Source organism: Bacteriovorax sp. HI3 (genome assembly GCF_059738875.1).
In genome coordinates, this window is record NZ_AP026946.1 from 2353280 (window position 1) to 2375359 (window position 22080).

Consider the following 22080-nt stretch of genomic DNA (forward strand, 5'->3'; position numbering starts at 1 on the left):
ACTTGGACAAAAAAAAGGCCATCACATGGATGGCCTTTTTATTTTGAAATGTTTGTGAAAACTTATCTTTCGTTTGGTTTTTTCCACATGCTAATGAAAAGCCCAATAGTCAAAACGAAGAAAATCACGACGTGAAGTACTTCGATCTGAAGACCTGTCATTTTTGCAGTTGGAACACGAGATGGTTCCATATGTGCTTTTGCCGGAATAAATGACGTTGGGTAAATCTTAATCCCGTCAGCATTTACTTCTGGCTCTGGTGGTTGTGGTAAACTTTCAACTTTAGCCGCTTCGCTCATATACAATCCCTTTAATTTCTATTTTTTTCATCTTAATGGCCTTACGCCATAACTTCAAGAAAAACTTACTTCAAGTACCCTTTCAGGCGCTCAAGCTCTTGTTTTTCCTCGATAGGAATATCCGTTCCAGACGAGCCACTGTACCCAAATTCGATGTTTTCCGCGTACTCTGTGTAGCATTTTTTAGCAAAACGCGATTTCGGGTAAAGCTTGATACAGTCCTTTAAATAGAGATCACTAAGTGAGAAAAAGTAGGTATTCGAAAGTCTTCTTTCAGCAATTGAAAGCCAATAAAGAATTTCAGGCGCCAGTGGAGTTTTTGGATGATCGTTTAAGTATTTTGAAAGCACACCACTTGCCACTAAAAGAGTCACATCGTGCTCACCACCGGCCGTCTGCCCTTTTTCAGACTCAAGCGGGGCCAGGTAAGTTTTAATAAAGCGGTCAATCGATTTTACTTTTTTAGGATTAAACGACTTCCACTTATTAAGCGATTTTTTCCAACTCACTAATGAAGACTTGGCCAGTGGAGGAAGTCTTGGGTCCTTTTCAAACCTGGCAATCATCTGGTTGCCTTGTTTAACATTGAAATCAATCTTCGTATGAATCGAGATCTCTTTTCTCAGTGATGAGTACAGCTCATGCTCCTGATTTTCTTTAAGCGCCTTTTCAATTGCCAGGTCAAAATATTTTTCTGACTCAGAAAAACGTCTTACTAAGAAAAGATAATTCGCGTAAGCAAAGTCAGAGTCAAAACTTTCTCTTTTAGTCTTATTAATGGCCGCTCCAAATGCATTTTGAGAAGCGCTTTCAGAAAGTTGTGAGTGGCATGAAATACAAAGAGCAGTCAGCGCTTTCATGCGCTTTTGAGCAAAGGCAAAGTTGTCGTTTTTCACCGAACGAATGGTGTCATCCATGTGGTGATTGATTGTCTCAAGACTCGGTCTAAATCCTGGTCTCTGGAAATACTCCACGTGACGGGCACTTTTAAAATAATCAGAAATATCTGTCAGGTTCTTTAAAAGCTCTACTTTTTGTTGAGAGTCTTTTAATAGCAGCCCACCATTTTTTTCGTCTGAGTAAACGTATGGAATCACCTTAACAAAAGAATCGTACACTCCGTCCATAATGGCACGGGCCTCGGTCTTTTGGTCTCCCGTTGTTTTTTTAGCATCTGCCGCCAGGGAAACGTGAGAAATCAAAAAAAGTAACAGAAAAAATTTTGTCATAAAAATGGCCTTTTTATTCATCGATATAATTAATTTTCTTCTTTAGAGAATTAAGTTTTTCAATGATGTCTTTAGGGAATTCTTTTTTATCTTTTGAAAGGTAATTGATCTCCAGGTCTTCCTGGTAAGCATCAAAACACTCTGCTGCAATCGGGTCTTTGCTGTATTTTTCCATACAAGAAAGAAGATAGAAGTCGCCGATTGAGAAGAATAAATCATCGTTAATTCTCTTATCTAAAATCGCCAGCCAGTAAAGGATTTTTCCTCCCAGGCGTGTATCAGGATGAGCGTTGTAGTAATCCAGAAGAATCGTCGAAAGATTCAAGTCGTAAACTTCAGAAGAGTTTGTCACCGTGAAGATCGGGCCTTCTTCATCATCGGCAATAAAAGTTTTCATAAACTTTTCCATCTCTTCTTCTTTTGTCGCTTCAGGGTTAAAGCCGTCCCAAAGAGTTTTCCCCCCAAGGGTTCTGCTCCACTCGCTGACTTCTTCGGTGATCTTTTCATTAAAGAGCTTCGCCTTTAGATGCTTATCAAATTGTGCTTTTCCTGCGGCAAAATCTTTTTTAATACGCACGTAATAAATGAGCTCGCGCTCCAGTGCTTTATAGATAAACTCATCGTCATCAGTCTTCTTCACTTTGCTTAAGAACTCGTTGTAGAGTTCCATCGCTTTATCGTAGTCGCGGGTAATAAAATAAAGCTCGGCCTTTTCAAAAAGTGAGATCTTCATTTTCTGGATGTCTTTATCAGCAAATAATTTTCCCAGCTCTTGTCCTGGAGACTGTGCGTGGCAGCCAATACAAAGGTTGAGGGCACTGGTGAATTTCGCGCGTGCCAGAGATCTCTTGCCTGCTTTAAAGTAAGTCACCGTCTGTTGAAGTTGTTCAGTCATGACCAGTTGGTTAAGGGAGAGACCTTGAGTTGAAATGACCGGGTGAACTTTTAGATTTTTAAACAGGTCTGTTAAATTCAACAGGTTTTGTTCAATAAATTTTTTATTGTTCTCTTTAGTGAATTCCTGCTCAGACGCAATATATGGCCCAAGATTTCTGATGGTGCCGGAAATGGTGTTCATCTTATGGCGAACAGCTGTGTCCGGTAAAAATTGTTTTTTCTTTTTGCTTTCGGCCAGAGTTGTGCCTGACATTAAAGCAAGACAAAGCGAAAGACCAATAAGTGTTCTTGATTGCATATGTTCCCATCACCATTGTTGATTGATAGATATAATTAAAAATCTAAATCTCTAGATGGGCAAGAAAGAAAGTTTTTTACTCGGGAATTCTCTAGTCGAATTGCTGCGTTTTAAGCATCACCAAAGTACAACCAATAACCACTTCCGCTCCCTGGGCCTCAAATTTCTTTTCTAAGGCCGGGTTTTCTGTCCCTGGATTAAAGATCACTCTCTTGGGTTTAGAGTTAAGAAGCAGGTCCTGATATTTGTCAGAAATTTGCGGGTTCACATAAAGAGTCAGGGTGTGAAAAGAAGTGTTAATCTTTTTGAGTTCTTCTTCCTGACGAGGGTTGATTGTCACCACTTCGTGTTTGTAGTCATGAAGAAGATTGGCCGCCATATTTGAGTAGCGATCCGGGCCTTCAGAGTATCCAAAAACGACAACTTTCATAAATCACCTCTACTTATTATGACGAACAGCTCACTGACAGGTTTTTATATTTCATTGGAGCAGGTTTAGACCACTCGTGGAACTCCTCCCACTCTGAAAATGGGTTGGTGAGCACCTGATAAACAACAGACATCATTGCCCTGTCTTCGATGGCCATCTGAGCGATATAGTTTCTTAAGATAAATTTAGGATTGCGATTAAGCATTTTTTCATGGCGAGACGACTCATCCTCTTCTTCGATCACTAATCTTTGGTCATAGCGAAGAAGCCACTCTTTTAGTTCTGGATTATCAAATCCAGTAAGAGCGAGACTTCCTTTTTCATAACGAGAGAGCGCGCGGAAAAATTGAGTGTAATCAATTCTGCTTGTCACCAACATATTGAGCATGCCTCTTAAAAGGTCTTCATCATCAAGGTGCATTTTATAAAGCCCGCACTTTTCTAAAAGTAATCTTCTATACTCGTATAAAAAAAGCGGCGGATAGGTCTCGAGCGTTCTCTTTCTGTCTTCTTCATTGATAAATTCAGCGAGAGCTTCCCCTAGTCTTTCCAGGTTCCACATCCCGATTCCCGGCTGATTCCCCAGGCTATAGCGCCCTTCGTGGTCTGAATGATTGCAAACGTGGTCTTGATCGAAGTGATCGATAAAACCATACGGGCCATAATCGAGAGTGAGTCCCAGAAGCGACATGTTGTCAGTGTTTAAAACCCCATGGCAAAAGCCAACAGCTTGCCAGTTGGCAAAAAGTTTCGCCGTTTTCTTTACGACTTCCTGATAAAAAAGCACATAGCGGTTTGGATGATCATCGTATTCGCGAAAATAGTGAGAGATCGCAAATTCAACTAACTCTTTGAGTTCTTCTTTTTGATTCGAGTGAGCATAGTATTGGAAGTGACCAAAGCGCAGAAAACTTTCGGCCACACGTAAAACGATAGCACTCTTTTCGATCTCTTCGCGGTAGACATCATCTGCGCCCGTAATCACCGCCAAGGCCTCAGTGGTAGGAATGCCTAATGCCTTTAAGTGAGCGCTCGCCAGGTACTCTCTGATGCTTGATCGCACCACGGCCTTGCCATCACCCATGCGAGAAAAAGGAGTCAGCCCTGAGCCTTTTAATTGCAGCTCAAAGTGTTCACCTGAATGGTTTTTTATTTCTGCCAGTGTAATGGCCCGCCCATCACCTAAGCGTGGAACATAATGGCCAAACTGATGACCTGAATAAAAACTAGCGCCAAAAAAGAGTCCTTCAAAATCCAGGTCTCCATTTAAAAAACGCAGAAACGATGGAGCATCCTTGAGTGAAGGATCAAGCTCCATGCGTTCAAATAGCTCTGTATTTAAATGTAGTATTTTTGGTTCTTTAAGCGGCGTAGGTTTAACTTGGGCATAAAGAAAAGGGGCCTTTGTATAAAGGCGGTTGGTGAAGTCTAAATCAGCTAATTTTTTTCCCATATTTACTTATATGATCATCGATAAAATCTGAAAGTGCATTTTCGTCAGACGAATCTCCTAATGACTGGAGCTTCTTATAATGATTCCTATCCTCTTCAGTTTTAGCAAACATCACCATCTCGGGTAAAGCTTTTTTCACTTCTTCACGAGTCATGCGCTTCTTATTGAATTCTACGCAAATTAGGCACATGTTACTTCTCCTGTTATAGAGTTGAGATACTTACTACTTGCGGTGTCCACCGAAATTGGCACTTTTTAAAGATCCGCTTAAAGTAATTTTATCACGAATTTTTGAAAAAAAAGCACAAATAAGTCATGAATATTCATCAATTCTTGTCGGATATTCCCGGAAAAACTTTAATCCCTGAAAAACTCACTTCTTAAATCGCTATAATCAAACCACCTAATAGCCTTTGATTTTGAAGTAGTTCGTTTACTGAAGTTGCACGTTTTGTTGTTATCAAAATCAGAGTTTCGGAAAAGATCAAGTCTTTGACGTTAGATGGGGACGTTCATGCTATTAAATCTTTCTCGAGGCAAAAAGCATTTGCTTATTGCCCTATGCCTTCTCGTTCTTGGTGCCTGTAAGCAAAGTGAGTTCTACGAAAAACAAGGTCTTTCTGAAATCAGTACACCCAGTGGAGACACTGGTGGTAATGGTGGCGGAATTGTGCCTGGTGGTAACGGTGGCGGCAGCACTGGTGGAGGAAACACCGGTGGTGGTGATACTGGAACTGGCGGTGGAAACACTGGTGGCGGCAATACTGGTGGTGGAAACACAGGAGATAACGGCGGTGGCGGTGGAACAACAAATCCTCCGGTAGTTGTTAATCCTCCAGTGACAGAACCTCCTGTTGTCACTCCTCCGGTGACTAACCCTCCAGTTACGAATCCACCTGTTGTCGTCAATCCTCCAGTGGTAAACCCACCGGTAGTTGAACCACCAATTACTGAGCCAGTTGTGATCTTAAACGACCGTTCAGAAATCTTCACTCAAAACAAAGGGAAGAACGGTGACGTTGACATCCTATGGGTTATTGATGACTCGGGATCGATGGCGGATGAACAGGATGCTCTAGGGAAAAACTTTCAGTCGTTCATTAACCAGTTCATCGAAAAGGATATCGATTTCAAGATGGCCATCACAACGACAGATGGGACATCGACAAGAAATGGAAAAATGGTTGGTGACAGTACGAAACTGACAAGTGCGGCTGCGAAATCAAATAAAGCGACTTTCCTTTCGAATTTCACGAAATGGGTAAAGGTTGGAACTTCAGGATCAGGGATTGAGCAAGGTCTGAAGACTTCAGCAAGCTTTATGGACCGTTACGCTTCAAGCTTCTTAAGACCTGATGCTTTCTTAGTTGTGGTTTACATCTCTGATGAGGAAGACCAGTCAGAAAAGAAAGTTCAAGAGTATCTTGATAAGCTTCAAGCTCAGAAAACAAACAAAGGGATGGTTAAGGCCTACTCTATCGTAACAGTGAAAAACTATGGATACCAATGGGAAACTATCGGTAACCGTTATAAAGAAGTTGCCACTGCTACAGCTGGTATTACTGCCGACATTAAGCAAGACTTCTCTACTATCCTTCTGGATATGGGGGGAAGAATTGTTAACTTAATGGATAGTTTCGCTCTTAATGAATCTCCATACGAAGACAAAGTTGACGTTTATGTTAACAACGTAAAAGTTAGCTCTGGTTATGTCTTTAATGCTGCCCAAAGAACTGTAAAGTTCGATGCTAATTCTCTACCTGCTGAGGGATCTAAAGTTGAAGTTCGCTATAAAGTTAAAGCGACAGTATTAGGAGCCATTTAATGAAACTAGAACTTAGAAATATTTTTGCTCTTTCACTTGTTTCATTCACCCTAAGCGCACCCGCGCTTAGGGCTGATGAGAAAGACTTATACGATTTTATGTGGCTGGACCCAGATAAAAAAGTATACGTTCTTCAAAATAAAGTTCACAAAAAAGACAAAACTGTTTACCTGAACCTTGGTTACGGTATGGGTCTATCATCAAACTTCCAAGACACCTCAATGATTCACACCAATGCAGGTTTCTATCTGACGGAAGAATGGGCGGTGGAACTTCTGTACACTAAGTACAGCAACAGTGACAACGAAGCCATGGAAAACTTAAAGCGCTTAAATGGCTCTATTCCGTTTATCAGAAAGACTGACAGCAACTATGGTGTGGTAGCGAAGTGGTCTCCTTTCTACGGGAAGATCAATACGTTTAACAAAATTTTCTACTTTGACTGGAACTTAGGTCTGGGGCTTGGGAAACTCAACACTTCTAGTAACGCGACTTCAGTTGCCGTTCCTTCACAGGCCAACACCTACAAAGATGAAAAGTACACATCAGTGATTGCTAAAACTGGTCTTAGTTTCCATGCAACAAAAAATATTCATATCGGTGTAGACCTGATCATGAATAACTACAAGGCCCCAGGACCGACAGTTAACGGTAAGACTCCAAGCTCTAAGCTTAGACAAAATACTGATGCCATCCTGACAATCGGGGTCTCTTTCTAATCTATAAAATCTTAGAGGTCATATGAAATACTTAGCACTGTTAATCGCTCTTCTTACAGTCACATCGCAGGTGCATGCTTCTGCTAAAGGTGCTTATGAACTTTATCAAAAAGATAAATCAAAGACCCGCGACAAGAAAATTGCTCACGAGTTGATTGAAGGATCTTACTATTTTAGTGCGATCCCCTACATCAATAACTACCTTGAAACCAACAATGAAATCGACGCTGAACTTGAGGCTGACATTGAAACCCTGGTTCTAAAAACCGGAACAATGGCCGTTTTAAACCTGGATGAAAAACGTCTGGAAAGTTTCAACATTCCATCGATCTCACTGATTCTGGGGACAAGACTGTTTAACAAGGACCAGAATGCCAAGGCCTATGAAATCCTTTCGCGCATTCCAGAAACTCACCAGTTCTCTGCTGAGGCCGCCTTGATTAAAGGGACCATCAGAAATATGGAGCGCAAAAACATTGAAGCTCTTAACCTGTATGAGTCTTGTGTAAAAAAATCAACAGCACAAGAATCAAACGTTAAGGGTGAAAAACTTAAGCGCTACTACAACTACCTAAAAGAGACTTGTATCATCAGAACTGCAAGAGTGAAAATCGAAGAGAAAAAATACGAAGACGCTCTTACAACTTATGAACAAATCGACAAGCGCTCTTACAAATGGCCATACATCCTGATGGATCAGGCCTGGGCACACTATTACCTAAAAGACTACAACCGCGCACTTGGTCTGACGGTTACATACAAAGCTCCTCTACTAGAAAGTTACTTCTTTCCAGAGGCGGAAGTTTTAATGGCCCTTTCTTACTACAACCTATGTCTGTGGGATGACTCGCTAAAAGTTGTTGATCACTTTTATGAGTTCTACCAACCAAAGGCCCAGGCCCTAAAAGACATTCTTGGTAAAAACAAAATGTCTCACACTTACTTCCTGGATCTTTATTATGCAGACCCGGAAACCAGAGGGAACTTAAACCCATTTATCAGAAACCTGATCACTCAAACGAGAAAACAGGTTAAGTTCAACCTGGATTTAGCGAGCTTAAAAGCAGCTAAAGATGAGCTTGCTTTATTAAAGCGCTTAAAAAACAGAAATGAATTCACTGAAAACCTAGAAGGAAACCTGGATTCAACAATCGGTTTTATCAGCGCCAAGATCAACCACTACATTAAAAAAGAGATTTTCACTTTTGTTAACGAGATTCACAAACACAGCTACTCGATGTTCAACCTGAAACTGGAGCTTTTATCTAAGAAACGCGATGACATTTACAATGCTAAAGCGATTGCTGAAGCAGGTCGTTCTCGTGGTTCTGATGTGAACATCAATAGAAAGACGAGCCAGTACTTCTTTGATTTCAACGGTTCTTTCTGGGCCGATGAACTTGGGGACTACTCTTTTGGTCTTCAGTCTGCATGTGTCGATAACAAAAAAGTGGCCAATAAATAATGAAGGGACAAATTATGAAAATATTAGCTGTCGCAACACTATCACTTCTTCTTTCTTCTGGGCTTATGGCCCAGGAGGAAAAGAAAAACGTTATTTATAAATATAAAGAATATGAAGTCATCGACCTTGGGAGTTTAGAGATCAAAGGACAGATCATGGCCCCTGGGGACTTAACAGTTAACGAAAGAGAGCGCCAATCTTTTAAACGCTCACTGCTTGAGAAAAACAATTTTGACTTTGAAAACCGCAGAGAAATTGAAAACCTACGCTAATTGTACTTAATATTGACGTTAATCCTCCGCACATACAGAGGGCATTTCATGAAAACACTCCTACTTCTTCTTACACTACTCTCAGCTAACGTTTCTTTATCCCAAGAAGCTCCACAAACTGGAGCTATGACGCCCGCTCCGGCGTTTGATCAAGAACGTTGGAAAAAACTAATGGTCTTAATCGACAGCGAAATTAAAACGATTAAAGGAAACCGTTATTCAGGCCCAGAGCTTAAGCACCGTTTGTTTGAGCTTTACTCAGAAAAAATAAAACTGATTAAAGAAAAGGAAAACTTAAACCTGCTTAAGGCCGACGCCAGCGTGGTTATTAAGAATGGAAAAGAAACTTTCTTTAAAGCATCTCAAGAGCAGTACAAAACGGCTCAGAGTTACGCTTTAACGATTATTTCTCAATACCCAAAATACCAGAGAATCGCCGAAATCTACTACGCCCTGGCGATTAACTCTCGCGACTACGGGACAGCTTCAGACACTGAACGCTTCCTGAAGCTTGCTATTGCTAACAGCACTGGCGAGTCTAAAACAATGTACAATGCCAAGACAGCTCTGGCAGAATACTACTATAACAACAAACGCTACCATGAAGCGGTCGTTTACTACAACGACGTTCTTAAAAACCCAGACGATGAATGGTACGGAAAGCACCTTTACAACGCTGGTTGGTGTCACCTTAAAGAAAGAAATTTCAAGAAGGCCCTGGACCTCATCAAGCTTTCATATGAAACGACAAAAAATAAAAAGTACGTTTCAATGAAGGAGCAGATTTTTACTGCCATCGGGATCTTCTTCGTTCAGGCCGATTCTACTTATGAAGGGGTTGAATTCTTCGAAGCTAATGCTAATCCATCAGCTCCTCACCTCCTTGGACTAGCACTTTCATCAATGAACAAAAACAACTTCTCTATGACAGATGAAGTTTTAAAAGCGGCGCTTAAAGATACAAGAAAAAGAAAAGACCCTAACGGTGAAATGAAAGTTCGCCTGACTCAACTTGATGTTTACCGTGAAAGTAAAAAAGATGACCAATACTTTGATACGGCCAACAGCATTCTTGAGCTACACAAGAAAAACAAACTGGATAAAGATGACCTTTTCCAGGCACAAAACAAGATCAAGGAAGTTGCCGGGTTCATGCAAATCAACCTGATCAAAGACAAGTCAAAAGACCCGGTTGTTTACAGCAAAGACGACTACAAAAAGATCATGAGATACTTTGATATCCTCTCAAGCTTAGACCGTCCAAACAAAAAACTATACCGCTACTACCAGGGGGAAACTGCGCTTTCAGCTCAGGATTACCAGGTTGCACTTAAGTACTACGTGCGTGCGGTAATGAATGCGAAACTGACAAAAGATAAAAATGAAACGACAAGAAAGTCTCTGGATGCGATGCTCGCGACAATTGAGCTAGCAAAACTTCCAAAGGCCAAAGAAGACGAATACACAATTTTTGCTTTCAAAAACTTTGTGATTTTCTACCCTCAATCAGACAAGTCACAAGCAATTTATCAAAAACTGTTTAACAAGTACTTTGAACTTAACCGTATCAAAAAAGCGGTTAATATCCTGATGGTCTATAAGTTCTACTATAAGAGCGATGAAAACATTCACCGCGAGATGCTGACTCAGATTCTTGATTACTACATCAAAGAAAAGAACACGGACAAACTTGCTTTCTGGATTGGAAAAATTGAAAAGGGTTACCTGAATTTCTCTAAAGAATACATCGAGAACTCGATTGCGGTTCTTGGAGGGCTTCTATTTAATAAGTACCAGGCACTAGAGAAAAAAGGACAAGTAAAAGAAGCGATGAAAGGATATGAGTCGATCTACGACTCAAAACAATACCCAAGAAGAACAAAAGCTGAAGCGGCCTACGCTATTGCTGCTCTTTCTCTTGAACAAAATAAAGGGAAAGATTCATACAAATGGTTAAAGAAAAGCTTAGACCTGTATGACGATAAAGACTTGATCAAAGTTACGGGGTCCCTATTCGTATTGGCAAAAGGATATAGACTTCTGCAAAACGTAGAGACATCTAACGAAGTGGCCCTCATGACAGCAAGACGTTTTTGTAAAGACCTCTACAAAAACAAAGAAGACTTCTACCAGTTAATCAACGAGAACACGATCATTCACAAGATGAACATCGGGACTCTGATTAAAGTGGAAGAAGAATTCAAAAAATGTGACCTGAGTGAAAAACTGATCACGAGAACTCAAAACGAAAACATGGAACGCATGATTTACGCTGATAACTACAAAGAAGCTATCACTTACTTTAAGGCCCATGCTGAAAACATGACTCTTAAAAACATGATGGATAAATACGTAAGATACAAATTCTACCAGAACCCTGAAGCTGTGAAAAAAGACATCGCAGACCTTCAGCCTATCCTGGACCTCTCTGCTATCACAACTCAATATGAGTACGTGACAGAGTTCGCGAAAAAGGCCCTGGAGATGAAATTCGTCTTCACAGAGGAAGAAAAGTTCAACGAGGACAAGTTTAACTCGGAACTAGAGCAGTATTTTGCCATGATTGGAGAGCTTAATAACGAGGCCGTATCCCTTTCTAAGAGCTCTGGACCACAGGAAGTTATCATGATTAGAAACGTCCTGGGAAAACCGTACTTTTCATTGGTAAAAGCGGTTAGAAATTACATCCCAAAAGGGGTAGATGATAAGTATTTAGAGGGGTTTAAGCAGGGAATGCGCCAAATTACTGAGTCACTGATCTCTAAGGGCCTGCAAGTTGATCGCGAAAAAATGGCCTTTTTAGAGAAAAATAATTATTTTTTCGAAGTTCAAAAAAATGATATAGTCGGTTTAGAAAAAAATAATTCATTGGAAAAAGCACTTAATTTTCACTCGGCGATTCTCTTCTCGAACACTTTAGACATTGGGACTTCAAATAGTAATAGAGTGGTTGCAGGACAATAATGAGTATGAAAACCAAAACAACATTCGCCCTACTTGCTCTCGCTGTTTTAGCTGCTAGTTGTGCAGGGCCAAGTTTTAATAACCAGATCCAGAAAGACCAGTATGACCTTTTAGCTGAAGAATCGTTCATGCGCTATAACACCAATCGCCTTCAGGCGATGGAGTCGCCAAAACGCGATTTCATCTCTCTGGCGCTGGTTGCTTGCCATCAGCAAAAAATCGCTAAAGGCCAAGGGATGCTGGAAGAAAAAATGCACCAGAATAAAACCAACCCGTTTTACTGGAATGCTCTGGGGACTTGTTACTCGCTTAACAAGGACTACCCTAAAGCGATCTTTTATTACGAGCTGGGAATGGAAGCCACCAGAGCTTCAAACAAAGATATGAACGACTCGCAAAAGAAACTTGCTGAGGCGGTCATCTCCAACAACCTGGGTCTGATTCACCTGGTGTTTAAACGCTTTAATGAAGCTTACGATGCTTTTAAGAAGGCCAATACGATCGTGCCTAGTTATTTCACTCCGGACTTCAATATGGCCCAGCTGTATATCGAGTTCAATGAAAACAACAAGGCGCTGGATATCTTAAAAAAACTGGAAGCAAAAAATAACGAAGATATCGATCTTCTCTACTCTCTGGCCTTGATCTATTTCAGACAAAACGATATGGATAAGTCGTTTTCATATATCTCAAAAATCCAGCGCGACTACTTAAACCGCGCGGACATTGTAGGTCTTTACGCTTACAACCTGATGAGAAAAAACCGCCTGGAAGAAGCAAAGGCCATTTTAGAAAAAAGAACATACGCAGCTGAATACAATAAAAGAAATGAGTTGATCCTAGATGAAGTTAATCAAAAGATTAAGGATACACCAAAAGAAGTTACTGTCCCCAAGAAGTAATTCGTAGCTCTCTCTCAAAGTTGAACCTGTTAAACATTTAAACGCGGATCTAGAGTAGATTCTCTAGAGAACTATGTCCAAAGGAGTACGTATGCATTTTATTGAAATTTTTAAGCAAGGTGGATTTATCATGTGGCCTCTACTGGCCTTCTCTGTAGCGATCTGGGTTATCACAATCCATAAGATTCTGCAGCTGACGAAATTTCAAAAAGAGGCCAAGCACTATGTGAATGAAGCCACAAGAATCGTGGAGACACAAAAACTTCACGAAATGGAATACCTATATAAAAACTGTCCGGAAGTTATCGCTAAAGCTCACTATGCTGTTTTTGATGAATCATCATCAAGAGAAGATTATGAGCAAAGACTACAAAGACGTCTGGATGAAACCAACTCCCACCTAAAGAAAAATATGTGGATGCTTGGTACGATCGCATCTTCTGCACCATTCGTAGGTCTATTTGGTACGGTTTGGGGGATCATGGAATCGTTTAAACAAATCGGTTCATCTGGTAAGGCCGGGTTCTCGGTTGTAGCTGGATCAATCTCAGAGGCCCTGATCGCTACAGGTTCTGGTATTGCGGTCGCGGTTATCGCGGTTATGTTCTACAACTATCTCAACGTAAAAGTTGCTGCTACGGCAAAAGAGTTTAAACACTCTCTTGGTGACATGGCCGATCAGTTCAACTCGATCAAGAGATAATTATTAGTAGGCATTAATCTTCACCGCAGGAGTTCACTATGAGTATGAAAGTTGGAAATGATGATAATGATGAGGATATCGTAGCAGACATTAACATGACCCCGCTTATCGACGTTATGTTAGTACTTTTGATTATCTTTATGGTTTCTTCGACAGCAGCATTGGAATCAGGAATGGACATCGAACTTCCTAAGACAGCGCTGACAAATGAAAAGAAAGAAGCCGAGATCCTGGTTATCTCTCTTGGTAAAGATGGGAAAGTGGCCGTTCAAGGAAAGGCCGTAGTACCGGAAGAGATCACTAGAAAAATCGCCAGCGAGCTTAAAAACCTAAAAACCGACTCAGTTATCCTTGAAGGAGACACTGCTGCGAATTTAGGTAGAGCTGTTGAGCTGATGGATATGGCGAAAGTTGCAGGAGCTAAAAACTTCTCAATCGCCGCTGAAGAAGGCAAGAAAAACTAAGTTGTAGGTGGTGTGCTCATGATACCAACATTAAGACCAATAAAAGTGAACCATCATCGCGGAAAAGTTGCCGCGAAGCTGGCCATACCTACAAGACACTACTCCAAAGATGAGTCCAACCGCGATTTTATCAAAAAAGCGATTATGGCCTCTCTCTTTCTCCATGCGATAGTGTTTGTAGTGAAATTCCCCGCTCATAAGATCGAGGAAGAAAAGAAAGAAAAACTTGCAGCAATTAAAATGAACTTCATTACTCCTCCTGAATCATATAAGGAGTTAAAGAAGAAGATTGAAAAACAAGAACTGCAAAAAGTTGCGACGATGACGGATCCTGGGGTCCAAAAAGTTACAACAAACGAAGCAGGAAAAACAGGAGACCCTACTCAGGCCCTGGACCAAAAAGTTCAGAAGTCTAAAAAGGGATCGGCCAAAGCAGGACCTCTTTCAAGTCCAAACGTCGCTGGTGCGACAGGACTCGGAGACTCTGCTCAGAAGGGATACGAATTTAAAGGTAAAGGACTGAAGGCACTAATGGGTAACAGTGCCACCATGACAATTGCTGCCGGAGCTGGGACTGAGGGAAGTCGCGGACTAACTAGTGGTACGGGAATTGGTAACAAAGGTTCTAATTTAACCGGAGACTACCGCGCCCCTGCCGGAATCGGTGATGGATCGGGACACCTTCTTGGGAAAGATGCTGTCGGTAACTACGACCGCTCTACAACCACAAGAGGTCTCGCTAACAAAAAAGGAATTGATACAGCATTCGTTCAGGCGGACACTGTTGTTATGGGATCAATTGAACCTGAAGTCTTAAGAAAAATTCTTCAGGAGTACTTGCCTCAATTTAAGTTCTGTTACCAACAGGAGCTTCAGGAACACTCGGAAAAGATCAAAGGGATAGTCGACTTGAACTTCCGAATCGAAGGTGACGGAAAAGTTTCTACAGTTAATATCAAAACGGCACAGACACAGTTCTCTCCAAAAGGGATCTCTTGTATGGCCAACATTTTACGAATTATTGATTTCCCAAAACCGAAGGGAGGGGGTCTGGTAGACGTACGCCAGCCACTGAACTTCTTCTCTGAGAGCACGAAGATCTAGGAAAAAGGGGCCTGCTTTAAAGCGGGCCTTTTTTTGGTCTTATTTTACCTAGGAAGAAACTCAAATTCTACTTTCCCTTCTTTGTTCATCGTCAGATAAGCATCAAAAGGTTTTCCGGCCTTTGATTTAAAACCTTTAATCAAATCGGTTTTTTTATCGGCCATAAGCTTCTTTACTTGAGTTTCACTAAGCTTTTTCTTTGCTACTACTTTCCAGATCGTAAACTGACAGCCTTCTTTCCAGCGAGAGCAGCTGTATGATTTTGGAAAATCCTTAATCTCGGCGCCACAGACAGGGCAAGGGCCAAGGTTTGAAACTTTCGCCGGGACTTTTGGCCCGTAAGTTTTTCCACCGTAAGATTTAGGTTTTGATTTATCGCGAGGAACTCCTTCAATCGCCTTCCATTCATTTGTTGCCGTCTGAATGAAGTCGTTAATCTTGTCCAAGAAATCCAAGTCGTCCGTTTCCCCTTCGGCCATACTCTGCAGAGCAAGCTCCAGCTTCGCTGTCTGCGAGACACTGGTTAGTTCGCGGGTCTTTGGCATATCGTTGAGTCTATCGACGAGAAGAATTCCTTTTTCTGTCGCTTTTAAATTCTTTGCCGCTCTTTCAACGTAGTTTCTTTTTAAAAGTGTCTCGATGATTTGCGCGCGAGTGGCCTGAGTGCCTAAACCAATTTCAGTTCTAAAGATTTTTTTCAGGTCTGACTCATTCACCAGTCTTGCTGGATTGGTCATGTCATATAATAGTGAAGCTTCAGTGTACTCAAAAGGAGGCTTTGTCTTTTTCGACTCCACATCTCCACTTGCAAAGACACCTTCTTCATTCAATGAGATTTCCGTAAGAATCTCTTCGCTTTCTTTTCCTTCAAGCGCTTTAAAACCAATCTCAATGATCTTTTTCCCGCGGGCCTTAAACAGGTTGTTCTCGCAGGTAATTTCCACATCAGTTTCCAGGTAACGGTGATTTTCCAGGAAGTTTGAAATAAAACGTTTTAAAACTAAGTGAAAAATCTTTCCTTCAGCAGAAGTCTCATCGCCGCTAAAATCTTTTAAAGGAATGAGACCATGGTGATCCGTCAGCCTTGAATCATCAAAGACTGTTTTATTTTTTACACTGACTTTAAAGCCGGCAAATTTCTCAAAATGTTCTGGATAGATTTCTTTAAATTTAAAAACCAGGCCTCTGACCATATCAAATGAAGAGGTGGCCATAACTTTTGAGTCAGTTCTCGGGTAAGAAAGGCATTTGTATTTTTCGTAAAGTGACTGGGCAATCTCCAGCGTTCGAGACGCTGAAAACCCATAGAGCATGTTGGCCTGTCTTTGGAGTTCAGTCAGAGAGTATAAACCTTGAGGGTAAGACGTCTTTTCTGTTTCATTTAAAACCGAGATCACGGCCTTTTTATTCTGAACTTTTTTAAGGAGCTCGTCGAAGAAATCGCGCTTATCCTGTCTCTTCTCATCTTCCTTTTTCTTTGGATCAAACCAATAGGCCTGGACCATGCCATTTTTAAACTTAAACTTCCCTTTGAATTCGAAATAATCCTGAGGAATAAATGTATCAATCGCTTTTCTTCTTTCAACCAAAAGACTCAAAACTGCAGTCTGCACTCTTCCAATAGAAAAGAGATCGTTGAGTTTAATGGTCGCAAGTCTTGAAAGGTTCATCCCCACTAGCCAATCCGCTTTTTGGCGAGCTCTTCCCGCAATAAAAAGACGGTCGTATTCGTAAAGAGGTTTTAAGTTTTTCATCTCTTGGTGAATAACATCTTTAGTAAGGGCCGCTGACGTCCAAAAACGAAAGGCCTTCATCTTGGCCCTTCCTTCATTTAAAATCAGGCGAGCAATGAGCTCTCCTTCACGTCCAGCATCGGTAGCAACTATAAGTTTATCAATATCAGATCTCTTGAGGATTCTCTTAATCACATCAAGTTGCTTTTTAGTTTTGGGCTGAGCTTTGAATTTAAACTCAGAAGGAATAATAGGAAGTGTCGCTAAACTCCACTTCTTATAAGCGGCATCGTAATCTTCGGGATCATAAGGAGCAAGTAAATGCCCTATGGCCCACGTGATGACATATTGATCATTTTCAATAAACCCATCTTGGCCTTTCCCCAGAGCACCAAGGGCCACGGCAAAGTCACGTGCAACAGAGGGTTTTTCAGTAAGAATGAGAGTCTTCATCATGATCAGTATAAAACTCTTAAAAATAAAAAAGGGCCAGAATAATCTGACCCTTTTTTATATGACTTTTCTATTTAGGAAAAATTATAGTTCTGCAGCTGTTGGTTTGTACCAGCAAAGAGGACGCATACCTAATTCGTATCCATCTCTCTTAAGACATACACCTTTAAGTGCATCTTTTCCGTCTACATCATCAGAGATCGCTTTATCACAAAGTGATCCTTGGAAGTATGTATCAAGACGACATTGAGCAGCTGGGTGGTTGTCGTTAGTTCTAGATACTTTTGACATATCTGGAGTTGTGAATTTTACGTTTGAGTTTCCACCTAGGTCACCAAGTAGCATAGCAAGTGATTTACCTGCCATTGATACACGCTGACATAGAGCGATTTCAGACTCAGACTTGTAGATTTGCTGACATTTTGCTGTTGCTTCAGCATCTACTTCCATTTTTGAAACGATTGCAATGTTATCATCGTTTTCAAGAACTCTTCTCATACACTTTAGACCAGCGAAGTAGTCAGCTTGACCTTCGTTAGAAGCCCATGCAGATCCCCATCCGCCTTTTCTAGGAGCTCCACCAATGTGGTGACCTAGTTCGTGACATACTACCATCATGAATCCATCAACAGTGACTAGAGGGTGACGAGCAAGACCTCCGTACATGTTAACTTGCCAAGTAGTACCCATTTGTTGAGCTGACGCGTTAACTGTTTCGTCATCCCATCTGTTGTTCATAACTAGCTTTCCGCCTTTTTCTTTTACGATTGGCTCGTAAACAGAAGATACGCGGCTGATTGCATTAAGGAACATTTCCTTAGTCATGTTGTTTGCAGCTTTGTCGCCTACAGCGATTTTTAGGTTATTTTCTGGAGCGAATCCACCAGTTCCGTGAACATCGCAAGAAAATGCTTGGAAAGATAAAGTCGTTGCCATCAGTGCAACTAAAATCCCTTTTGTCATATAAAGTCCTCCGTAACAAATATTAGGAATGGGTTAATTCTTGCGATTTAAAAACAATCTGGAAAAGAAAATATTCTTTCATTACCTGACATTTCAGGACGGATACTGACAGAGATCGTTTTTCATTGGGAAAAAATAAAAAAGGGGCTTCCGAAGAAGCCCCTGCTGTCAATTTTTTGGCGTAGTTTTTTTGACGATTAGATCTCGTTTGAGCCTGGTTTGTACCAACAAAGAGGACGAACTCCGCGAGCGTATCCATCTTTTTTAATACATGTACCTGGGATAGCGTCGTCTTTTGAAACGTTTTCATCGATCGACTTATCACATAGCATACCTTGGAAGTAAGTATCTAGACGACACTGAGCTTGTGGGTGAGCATCGTTAGTTTGTCTTACAACTTTTTTATCAGGTGTATTGAAGTTTACGTTAGCGTTTCCACCAAGTGATCCAAGAAGTGATCCAAGTGACTTCCCTGCCATTGCGATACGCTGACAAAGAGCTACTTCAGATTCAGACTTGTAAACGGCCTGACATTGTTTTGTCGCTTCTGCATCGATAGTCATACCAGCAACGATAGCGATGTTATCGTCGTTTTGAAGAACTCTTCTCATACATTTTAGACCTGCGAAGTAGTCCGCTTGTCCTTCGTTAGATGCCCAGTCAGTGTTTCTGTCGTATCTTGGAGCTCCACCAATGTGGTGACCAAGTTCGTGACAGACTACCATCATGAAACCATCGTCAGTTGTCAGTTTGTGACGAGCAAGACCACCGTACATGTTTACTTGCCATGTAGTCCCGTACTGTTGAGCTGAAGCGTTTACAGTGTTGTTTGTCCAAAGGTTATTCATCTTTAGAGTTGCACCCATTTCAGAAATGATTGGTGAATATACAGCTTCTACGCGTCCGATGATTGAAAGGAAGCGCTCTTCTGTCATGTCCCCTGCCATTTTATCGTTTACACCGATAGAAAGGTTGTTTTCAGGTAAGAATCCAGAATTTCCGTGTTGGTCACAAGCAATGCTTGCAGTTGAAAGTGTCATAGTAAGAGCAAGTGAACTAAGCAATAGAGATTTTTTCATATATGTCCTCCGTAACAAACGATGAAAATCAAAACGTAACTCTATCCTGACACTTTCTTTAAATTTCGGTTGGAAATTAATCTGTCAATTTCTTGCAGAAGCTTTGTCTAAATAGCGGAGTGAATAAGTGCTCTTTTCTTTTTTAAGGAATCCTTTATGATCATTAGATATGAAAACTACAACCCTGCTTTTGTCTTTTTTCCTTATGTCGACAACCATTGCCCTCGCTGAAGATGCCCGAGATTGGAGCGCTTCACTTGGTGCAGGATTTGTTTTTAAAAAGAATTTGCGCAAGGGAAATACATACGAAAACATGGATAAAAAATGGATCGTCAAACCCATTCCTCTTGTGCAAGCGAGTTATGGTCGGGTTTCTCTTGGGCCCCAAGGCCTCTCATTTATGGCCCTTGGTTCCAAGATGGCAAACGTCACCCTCTTTATTAAACGCGATGGTGATCGCTACCAGGGCGCGGGAATGATCCCACGAAAAGATTCGGCCTTTGCTGGTATCTCTGCCAAGTTTTTTAGTTATGGTTTAAACATTTCTCACGATATCCACGGGCGCTCCAAAGGAACAGTGGTGCAGTTTAATTATGGAAAGATGTTCTTAATCTCAGAAAAATTCTTTCTCTTAACTAACTTTGGGCTGGACTGGTTTGATGATAAGTACGCTGAGTACTACTATAATGTCAGGTCTCATGAAGCGACGGCCACTCGCCGCGAATACCATCTTAATAACTACGTTCAACCGAGTATAGGGATGCTTCCGGTCTACAAGCTTACAGAAAAGTCTTCATTAATGGGGGCGCTGAATGCCAAGTTGGTTAATAAAGATGTGAGAAACTCACCAACGATGAACGGCGATAAGTTAGAGTTCGGTGGACTCTTTGGTTACAACTATAATTTCTAGGATTATTTTTTAGTTAACATGTGCTCAATTTCCGCCACTATTTTTCTGTAGGTCGGAAGTTGATAGCGCAGTTTGAGATGTGAGAGAATCACGGCAAAATTCGGCTCATTCCCCTGTTCTAGAAGAGTCGTCACAAAGTCTTCGATCACCACAAAGAAAATCGCCATCGGCGAAATCCCGGCCGTCATCACTTCTGGAAAACCGACTCCATTAGAAACTCCATGGTGTTGTTTAATGATAATGTCGACACCTTGAGGAAGTCGCGGATAGCTTTGAACTAAAAGGGCGGCCTGGTGAGCGTGATTTAAAACCGCATCTCTTTCTCGTGGAGTGAGATTGGCCTTTTTTAGAGCTTCGTTATCCATGATCTTTAAGAGCTTTTCATCATCCAGGTAAATATCGTGAAAGAAACTCACCATCGAGAGTTTTTCCAGCATAACTGATTGTTGGTCCTGACTTCCCCATTCCATCTTTGGCAGAAGTGTGTAGGACATCAGGCATATAAGGTAGGATCTTCGGTAAGAATAACTCAATTGATTGTCTAAAAGTTTTCTTAGCAGTGAGCCCAGCTTATCTGTCTTAGTAATCTGCGTTCTGATTTGGTGAACGGTTTGATCGACCATGGCCACACAAGTTGACGTAATCCCCAAAGACTTAATCAAGTCGCTACTAATAACAAAAGAATCCCCTGTCTTTACTACGGCTTCATCAATAGTCACCGGCTTTTTAAGATTTCTCAGGGACTGAGTCAGAAGACCGTTCATAAAAAGCTCACGTTCTTCTTTTAAGATGAAAAATTCGCGCAACCCCAGGTCTTCATATTTTTTCAAGCTCTCTTTTGTGAAGTTTTCACCAAAGTGCAAACGTTTGACATACTCGTCCCCACTTTTTTTAGCGAGCTTAATATAGACATCGCACGGAGAAAGGTTCATGAGATAAAAATAATTGATAGGAAAAGGAATGTAGTCTGGAAGTTTTAAATGCGAGAACTCTTCTTTTTTTAGATTGAGTGCTTTAAGCACCAGTCGATTGAGCTCTTCAATTCTCAAGCGGTCAGAAACCATGGCAAACTTTTTATATGTGTGCTCGAACTCTCCAATAACAATCAATGGAGTTCTTAAAGAGTCATCATAAATGACGTTGAGAAAAAGGGCAGCGATCGCTTCGCTGGGATGATCGGCCGTTTCTTCAGAATTATTGCGAACGACGAATAAATCAAAATACTCGCCCTTTTTGACGACCTCAACTGCTTCCGCGCCACTTTTATAGTGGATGGTTTTTGCGCCAAATTCCCTTTCCAGGTTCTTGGCTATGAGCTCCCCCACCGAATCATTGGGTTCGACTAAAAGTATCTTTAATTCCATAATATAGATGATAAACGAAAACCTAAAAAAGGGTAAAAAATGTATTTTGCAAACCACTTGCAAATCAAATATTTTCCCTATAAAATCGCCTAAGGACGGGTAAAATTATGGGTATTTTAAATCCGAAAAAGGAACAAGAGCGAGATGCTCTTTGTATTTCGCTACTAAAGGAAAAAGGGCTCTCTATAACCGCCCCTAGAAAACTTATTTTGGGTCTCTTAATAAAAGAGCACGGCCCCTTTACTGCTGAGGATATCCTCAAAAAATTGCCAAAAAATTCTTGCGACCAGGCCACTATCTACCGCTGCCTCAATCAATTCGTTGATGCCCAGCTGGTCAATACGTCTTTCCTGGAAAAAGATATGGCCCATTTTGAGTACAATGATCCTCACCACCACCATCACCACATCATTTGCAAAATCTGCAAAAAAATCGAATCGTTCCACGATTGTCTAATGGAAAAGATCGAACTGAATCTGCAGAAAAAGGGTTATAGCAACATTCAACACAGGCTGGAGATCTTCGCTGTCTGTGAACAATGTGCAAAAAGTTAG

21 protein-coding genes are annotated in these 22080 nt (G+C 41.1%); 11 read left to right on the forward strand and 10 right to left on the reverse strand.

Annotated elements, in window-relative coordinates; all coding sequences use genetic code 11:
* Nucleotides 1-62: 62 nt before the first annotated feature.
* The 6 genes from AC6JA8_RS11535 to AC6JA8_RS11560 all read right to left on the reverse strand — a co-directional run bounded on the left by AC6JA8_RS11535 (nt 63) and on the right by AC6JA8_RS11560 (nt 4796).
* A complete protein-coding gene (locus AC6JA8_RS11535) occupies nt 63-299 on the reverse strand; it encodes a hypothetical protein (RefSeq protein WP_497973920.1) in 237 nt (78 codons plus the stop codon).
* A 65-nt stretch (nt 300-364) separates the two neighbouring features.
* A complete protein-coding gene (locus AC6JA8_RS11540; protein ID WP_497973921.1) occupies nt 365-1528 on the reverse strand; it encodes a hypothetical protein in 1164 nt (387 codons plus the stop codon).
* 13 nt (nt 1529-1541) lie between these two features.
* The gene (locus AC6JA8_RS11545) at nt 1542-2723 is read right to left on the reverse strand and encodes a hypothetical protein (protein ID WP_497973922.1); all 1182 of its coding nucleotides are present in this window, start codon (nt 2721-2723) and stop codon (nt 1542-1544) included.
* A 91-nt stretch (nt 2724-2814) separates the two neighbouring features.
* Nucleotides 2815-3153: a CoA-binding protein gene (locus AC6JA8_RS11550; RefSeq protein ID WP_497973923.1), complete on the reverse strand. Its 339-nt coding sequence runs from the start codon at nt 3151-3153 to the stop codon at nt 2815-2817.
* Between the two features lie 16 nt (nt 3154-3169).
* Nucleotides 3170-4606 carry a protein adenylyltransferase SelO gene (locus AC6JA8_RS11555; RefSeq protein WP_497973924.1) on the reverse strand — a complete coding sequence of 479 codons (1437 nt, stop codon included), beginning with the start codon at nt 4604-4606 and terminating at the stop codon, nt 3170-3172.
* Nucleotides 4587-4796, reverse strand: coding sequence for a hypothetical protein (locus AC6JA8_RS11560; RefSeq protein WP_497973925.1), 210 nt, complete (start codon nt 4794-4796; stop codon nt 4587-4589). The genes AC6JA8_RS11555 and AC6JA8_RS11560 overlap by 20 nt, the downstream gene beginning before the upstream one ends.
* A gap of 324 nt (nt 4797-5120) precedes the next feature.
* Here AC6JA8_RS11560 and AC6JA8_RS11565 point away from each other — a divergent pair, with 324 nt between their 5' ends.
* The 9 genes from AC6JA8_RS11565 (at nt 5121) to AC6JA8_RS11605 (ending at nt 15024) form a co-directional block, all read left to right on the forward strand.
* Nucleotides 5121-6431 (forward strand): vWA domain-containing protein, encoded by a 1311-nt coding sequence (locus tag AC6JA8_RS11565; RefSeq protein ID WP_497973926.1) that lies wholly within the window; start codon nt 5121-5123, stop codon nt 6429-6431.
* Nucleotides 6431-7150, forward strand: coding sequence for an outer membrane beta-barrel domain-containing protein (locus tag AC6JA8_RS11570; protein ID WP_497973927.1), 720 nt, complete (start codon nt 6431-6433; stop codon nt 7148-7150). The genes AC6JA8_RS11565 and AC6JA8_RS11570 overlap by 1 nt, the downstream gene beginning before the upstream one ends.
* 22 nt (nt 7151-7172) lie before the next feature.
* On the forward strand, nt 7173-8615 hold the full coding sequence (locus AC6JA8_RS11575; RefSeq protein WP_497973928.1) for a hypothetical protein: 1443 nt from the start codon (nt 7173-7175) through the stop codon (nt 8613-8615).
* A gap of 14 nt (nt 8616-8629) precedes the next feature.
* The gene (locus tag AC6JA8_RS11580) at nt 8630-8887 is read left to right on the forward strand and encodes a hypothetical protein (protein WP_497973929.1); all 258 of its coding nucleotides are present in this window, start codon (nt 8630-8632) and stop codon (nt 8885-8887) included.
* 48 nt (nt 8888-8935) lie between these two features.
* On the forward strand, nt 8936-11851 hold the full coding sequence (locus tag AC6JA8_RS11585) for a hypothetical protein (protein ID WP_497973930.1): 2916 nt from the start codon (nt 8936-8938) through the stop codon (nt 11849-11851).
* A gap of 5 nt (nt 11852-11856) precedes the next feature.
* Entirely contained in the window at nt 11857-12753 is an 897-nt protein-coding gene (locus tag AC6JA8_RS11590) for a tetratricopeptide repeat protein (protein WP_497973931.1), read from the forward strand.
* Nucleotides 12754-12844: 91 nt separating this feature from the next.
* On the forward strand, nt 12845-13456 hold the full coding sequence (locus tag AC6JA8_RS11595; protein WP_158649654.1) for a MotA/TolQ/ExbB proton channel family protein: 612 nt from the start codon (nt 12845-12847) through the stop codon (nt 13454-13456).
* A gap of 38 nt (nt 13457-13494) precedes the next feature.
* The gene (locus AC6JA8_RS11600) at nt 13495-13920 is read left to right on the forward strand and encodes an ExbD/TolR family protein (protein ID WP_102243980.1); all 426 of its coding nucleotides are present in this window, start codon (nt 13495-13497) and stop codon (nt 13918-13920) included.
* 18 nt (nt 13921-13938) lie between these two features.
* Entirely contained in the window at nt 13939-15024 is a 1086-nt protein-coding gene (locus AC6JA8_RS11605; protein WP_497973932.1) for an AgmX/PglI C-terminal domain-containing protein, read from the forward strand.
* A 44-nt stretch (nt 15025-15068) separates the two neighbouring features.
* On the opposite strand, the gene AC6JA8_RS11610 is transcribed toward AC6JA8_RS11605, so the two are convergent.
* The 3 genes from AC6JA8_RS11610 to AC6JA8_RS11620 all read right to left on the reverse strand — a co-directional run bounded on the left by AC6JA8_RS11610 (nt 15069) and on the right by AC6JA8_RS11620 (nt 19252).
* On the reverse strand, nt 15069-17213 hold the full coding sequence (locus tag AC6JA8_RS11610) for a type IA DNA topoisomerase (RefSeq protein ID WP_497973933.1): 2145 nt from the start codon (nt 17211-17213) through the stop codon (nt 15069-15071).
* Between the two features lie 81 nt (nt 17214-17294).
* On the reverse strand, nt 17295-18173 hold the full coding sequence (locus AC6JA8_RS11615; RefSeq protein ID WP_497973934.1) for a M48 family metalloprotease: 879 nt from the start codon (nt 18171-18173) through the stop codon (nt 17295-17297).
* 197 nt (nt 18174-18370) lie between these two features.
* Nucleotides 18371-19252 carry a M48 family metalloprotease gene (locus tag AC6JA8_RS11620; RefSeq protein WP_102243984.1) on the reverse strand — a complete coding sequence of 294 codons (882 nt, stop codon included), beginning with the start codon at nt 19250-19252 and terminating at the stop codon, nt 18371-18373.
* Between the two features lie 169 nt (nt 19253-19421).
* Between AC6JA8_RS11620 and AC6JA8_RS11625 the strand changes: the two genes are divergently transcribed.
* Complete coding sequence (locus AC6JA8_RS11625; protein WP_497973935.1) at nt 19422-20162, forward strand: MipA/OmpV family protein; 741 nt, start codon at nt 19422-19424, stop codon at nt 20160-20162.
* 2 nt (nt 20163-20164) lie between these two features.
* Here AC6JA8_RS11625 and AC6JA8_RS11630 read toward each other — a convergent pair whose 3' ends face one another.
* Nucleotides 20165-21526, reverse strand: coding sequence for a hypothetical protein (locus AC6JA8_RS11630; RefSeq protein WP_497973936.1), 1362 nt, complete (start codon nt 21524-21526; stop codon nt 20165-20167).
* 107 nt (nt 21527-21633) lie between these two features.
* On the opposite strand from AC6JA8_RS11630, the gene AC6JA8_RS11635 reads away from it, so the two are divergent.
* A complete protein-coding gene (locus AC6JA8_RS11635; RefSeq protein WP_102243987.1) occupies nt 21634-22080 on the forward strand; it encodes a Fur family transcriptional regulator in 447 nt (148 codons plus the stop codon).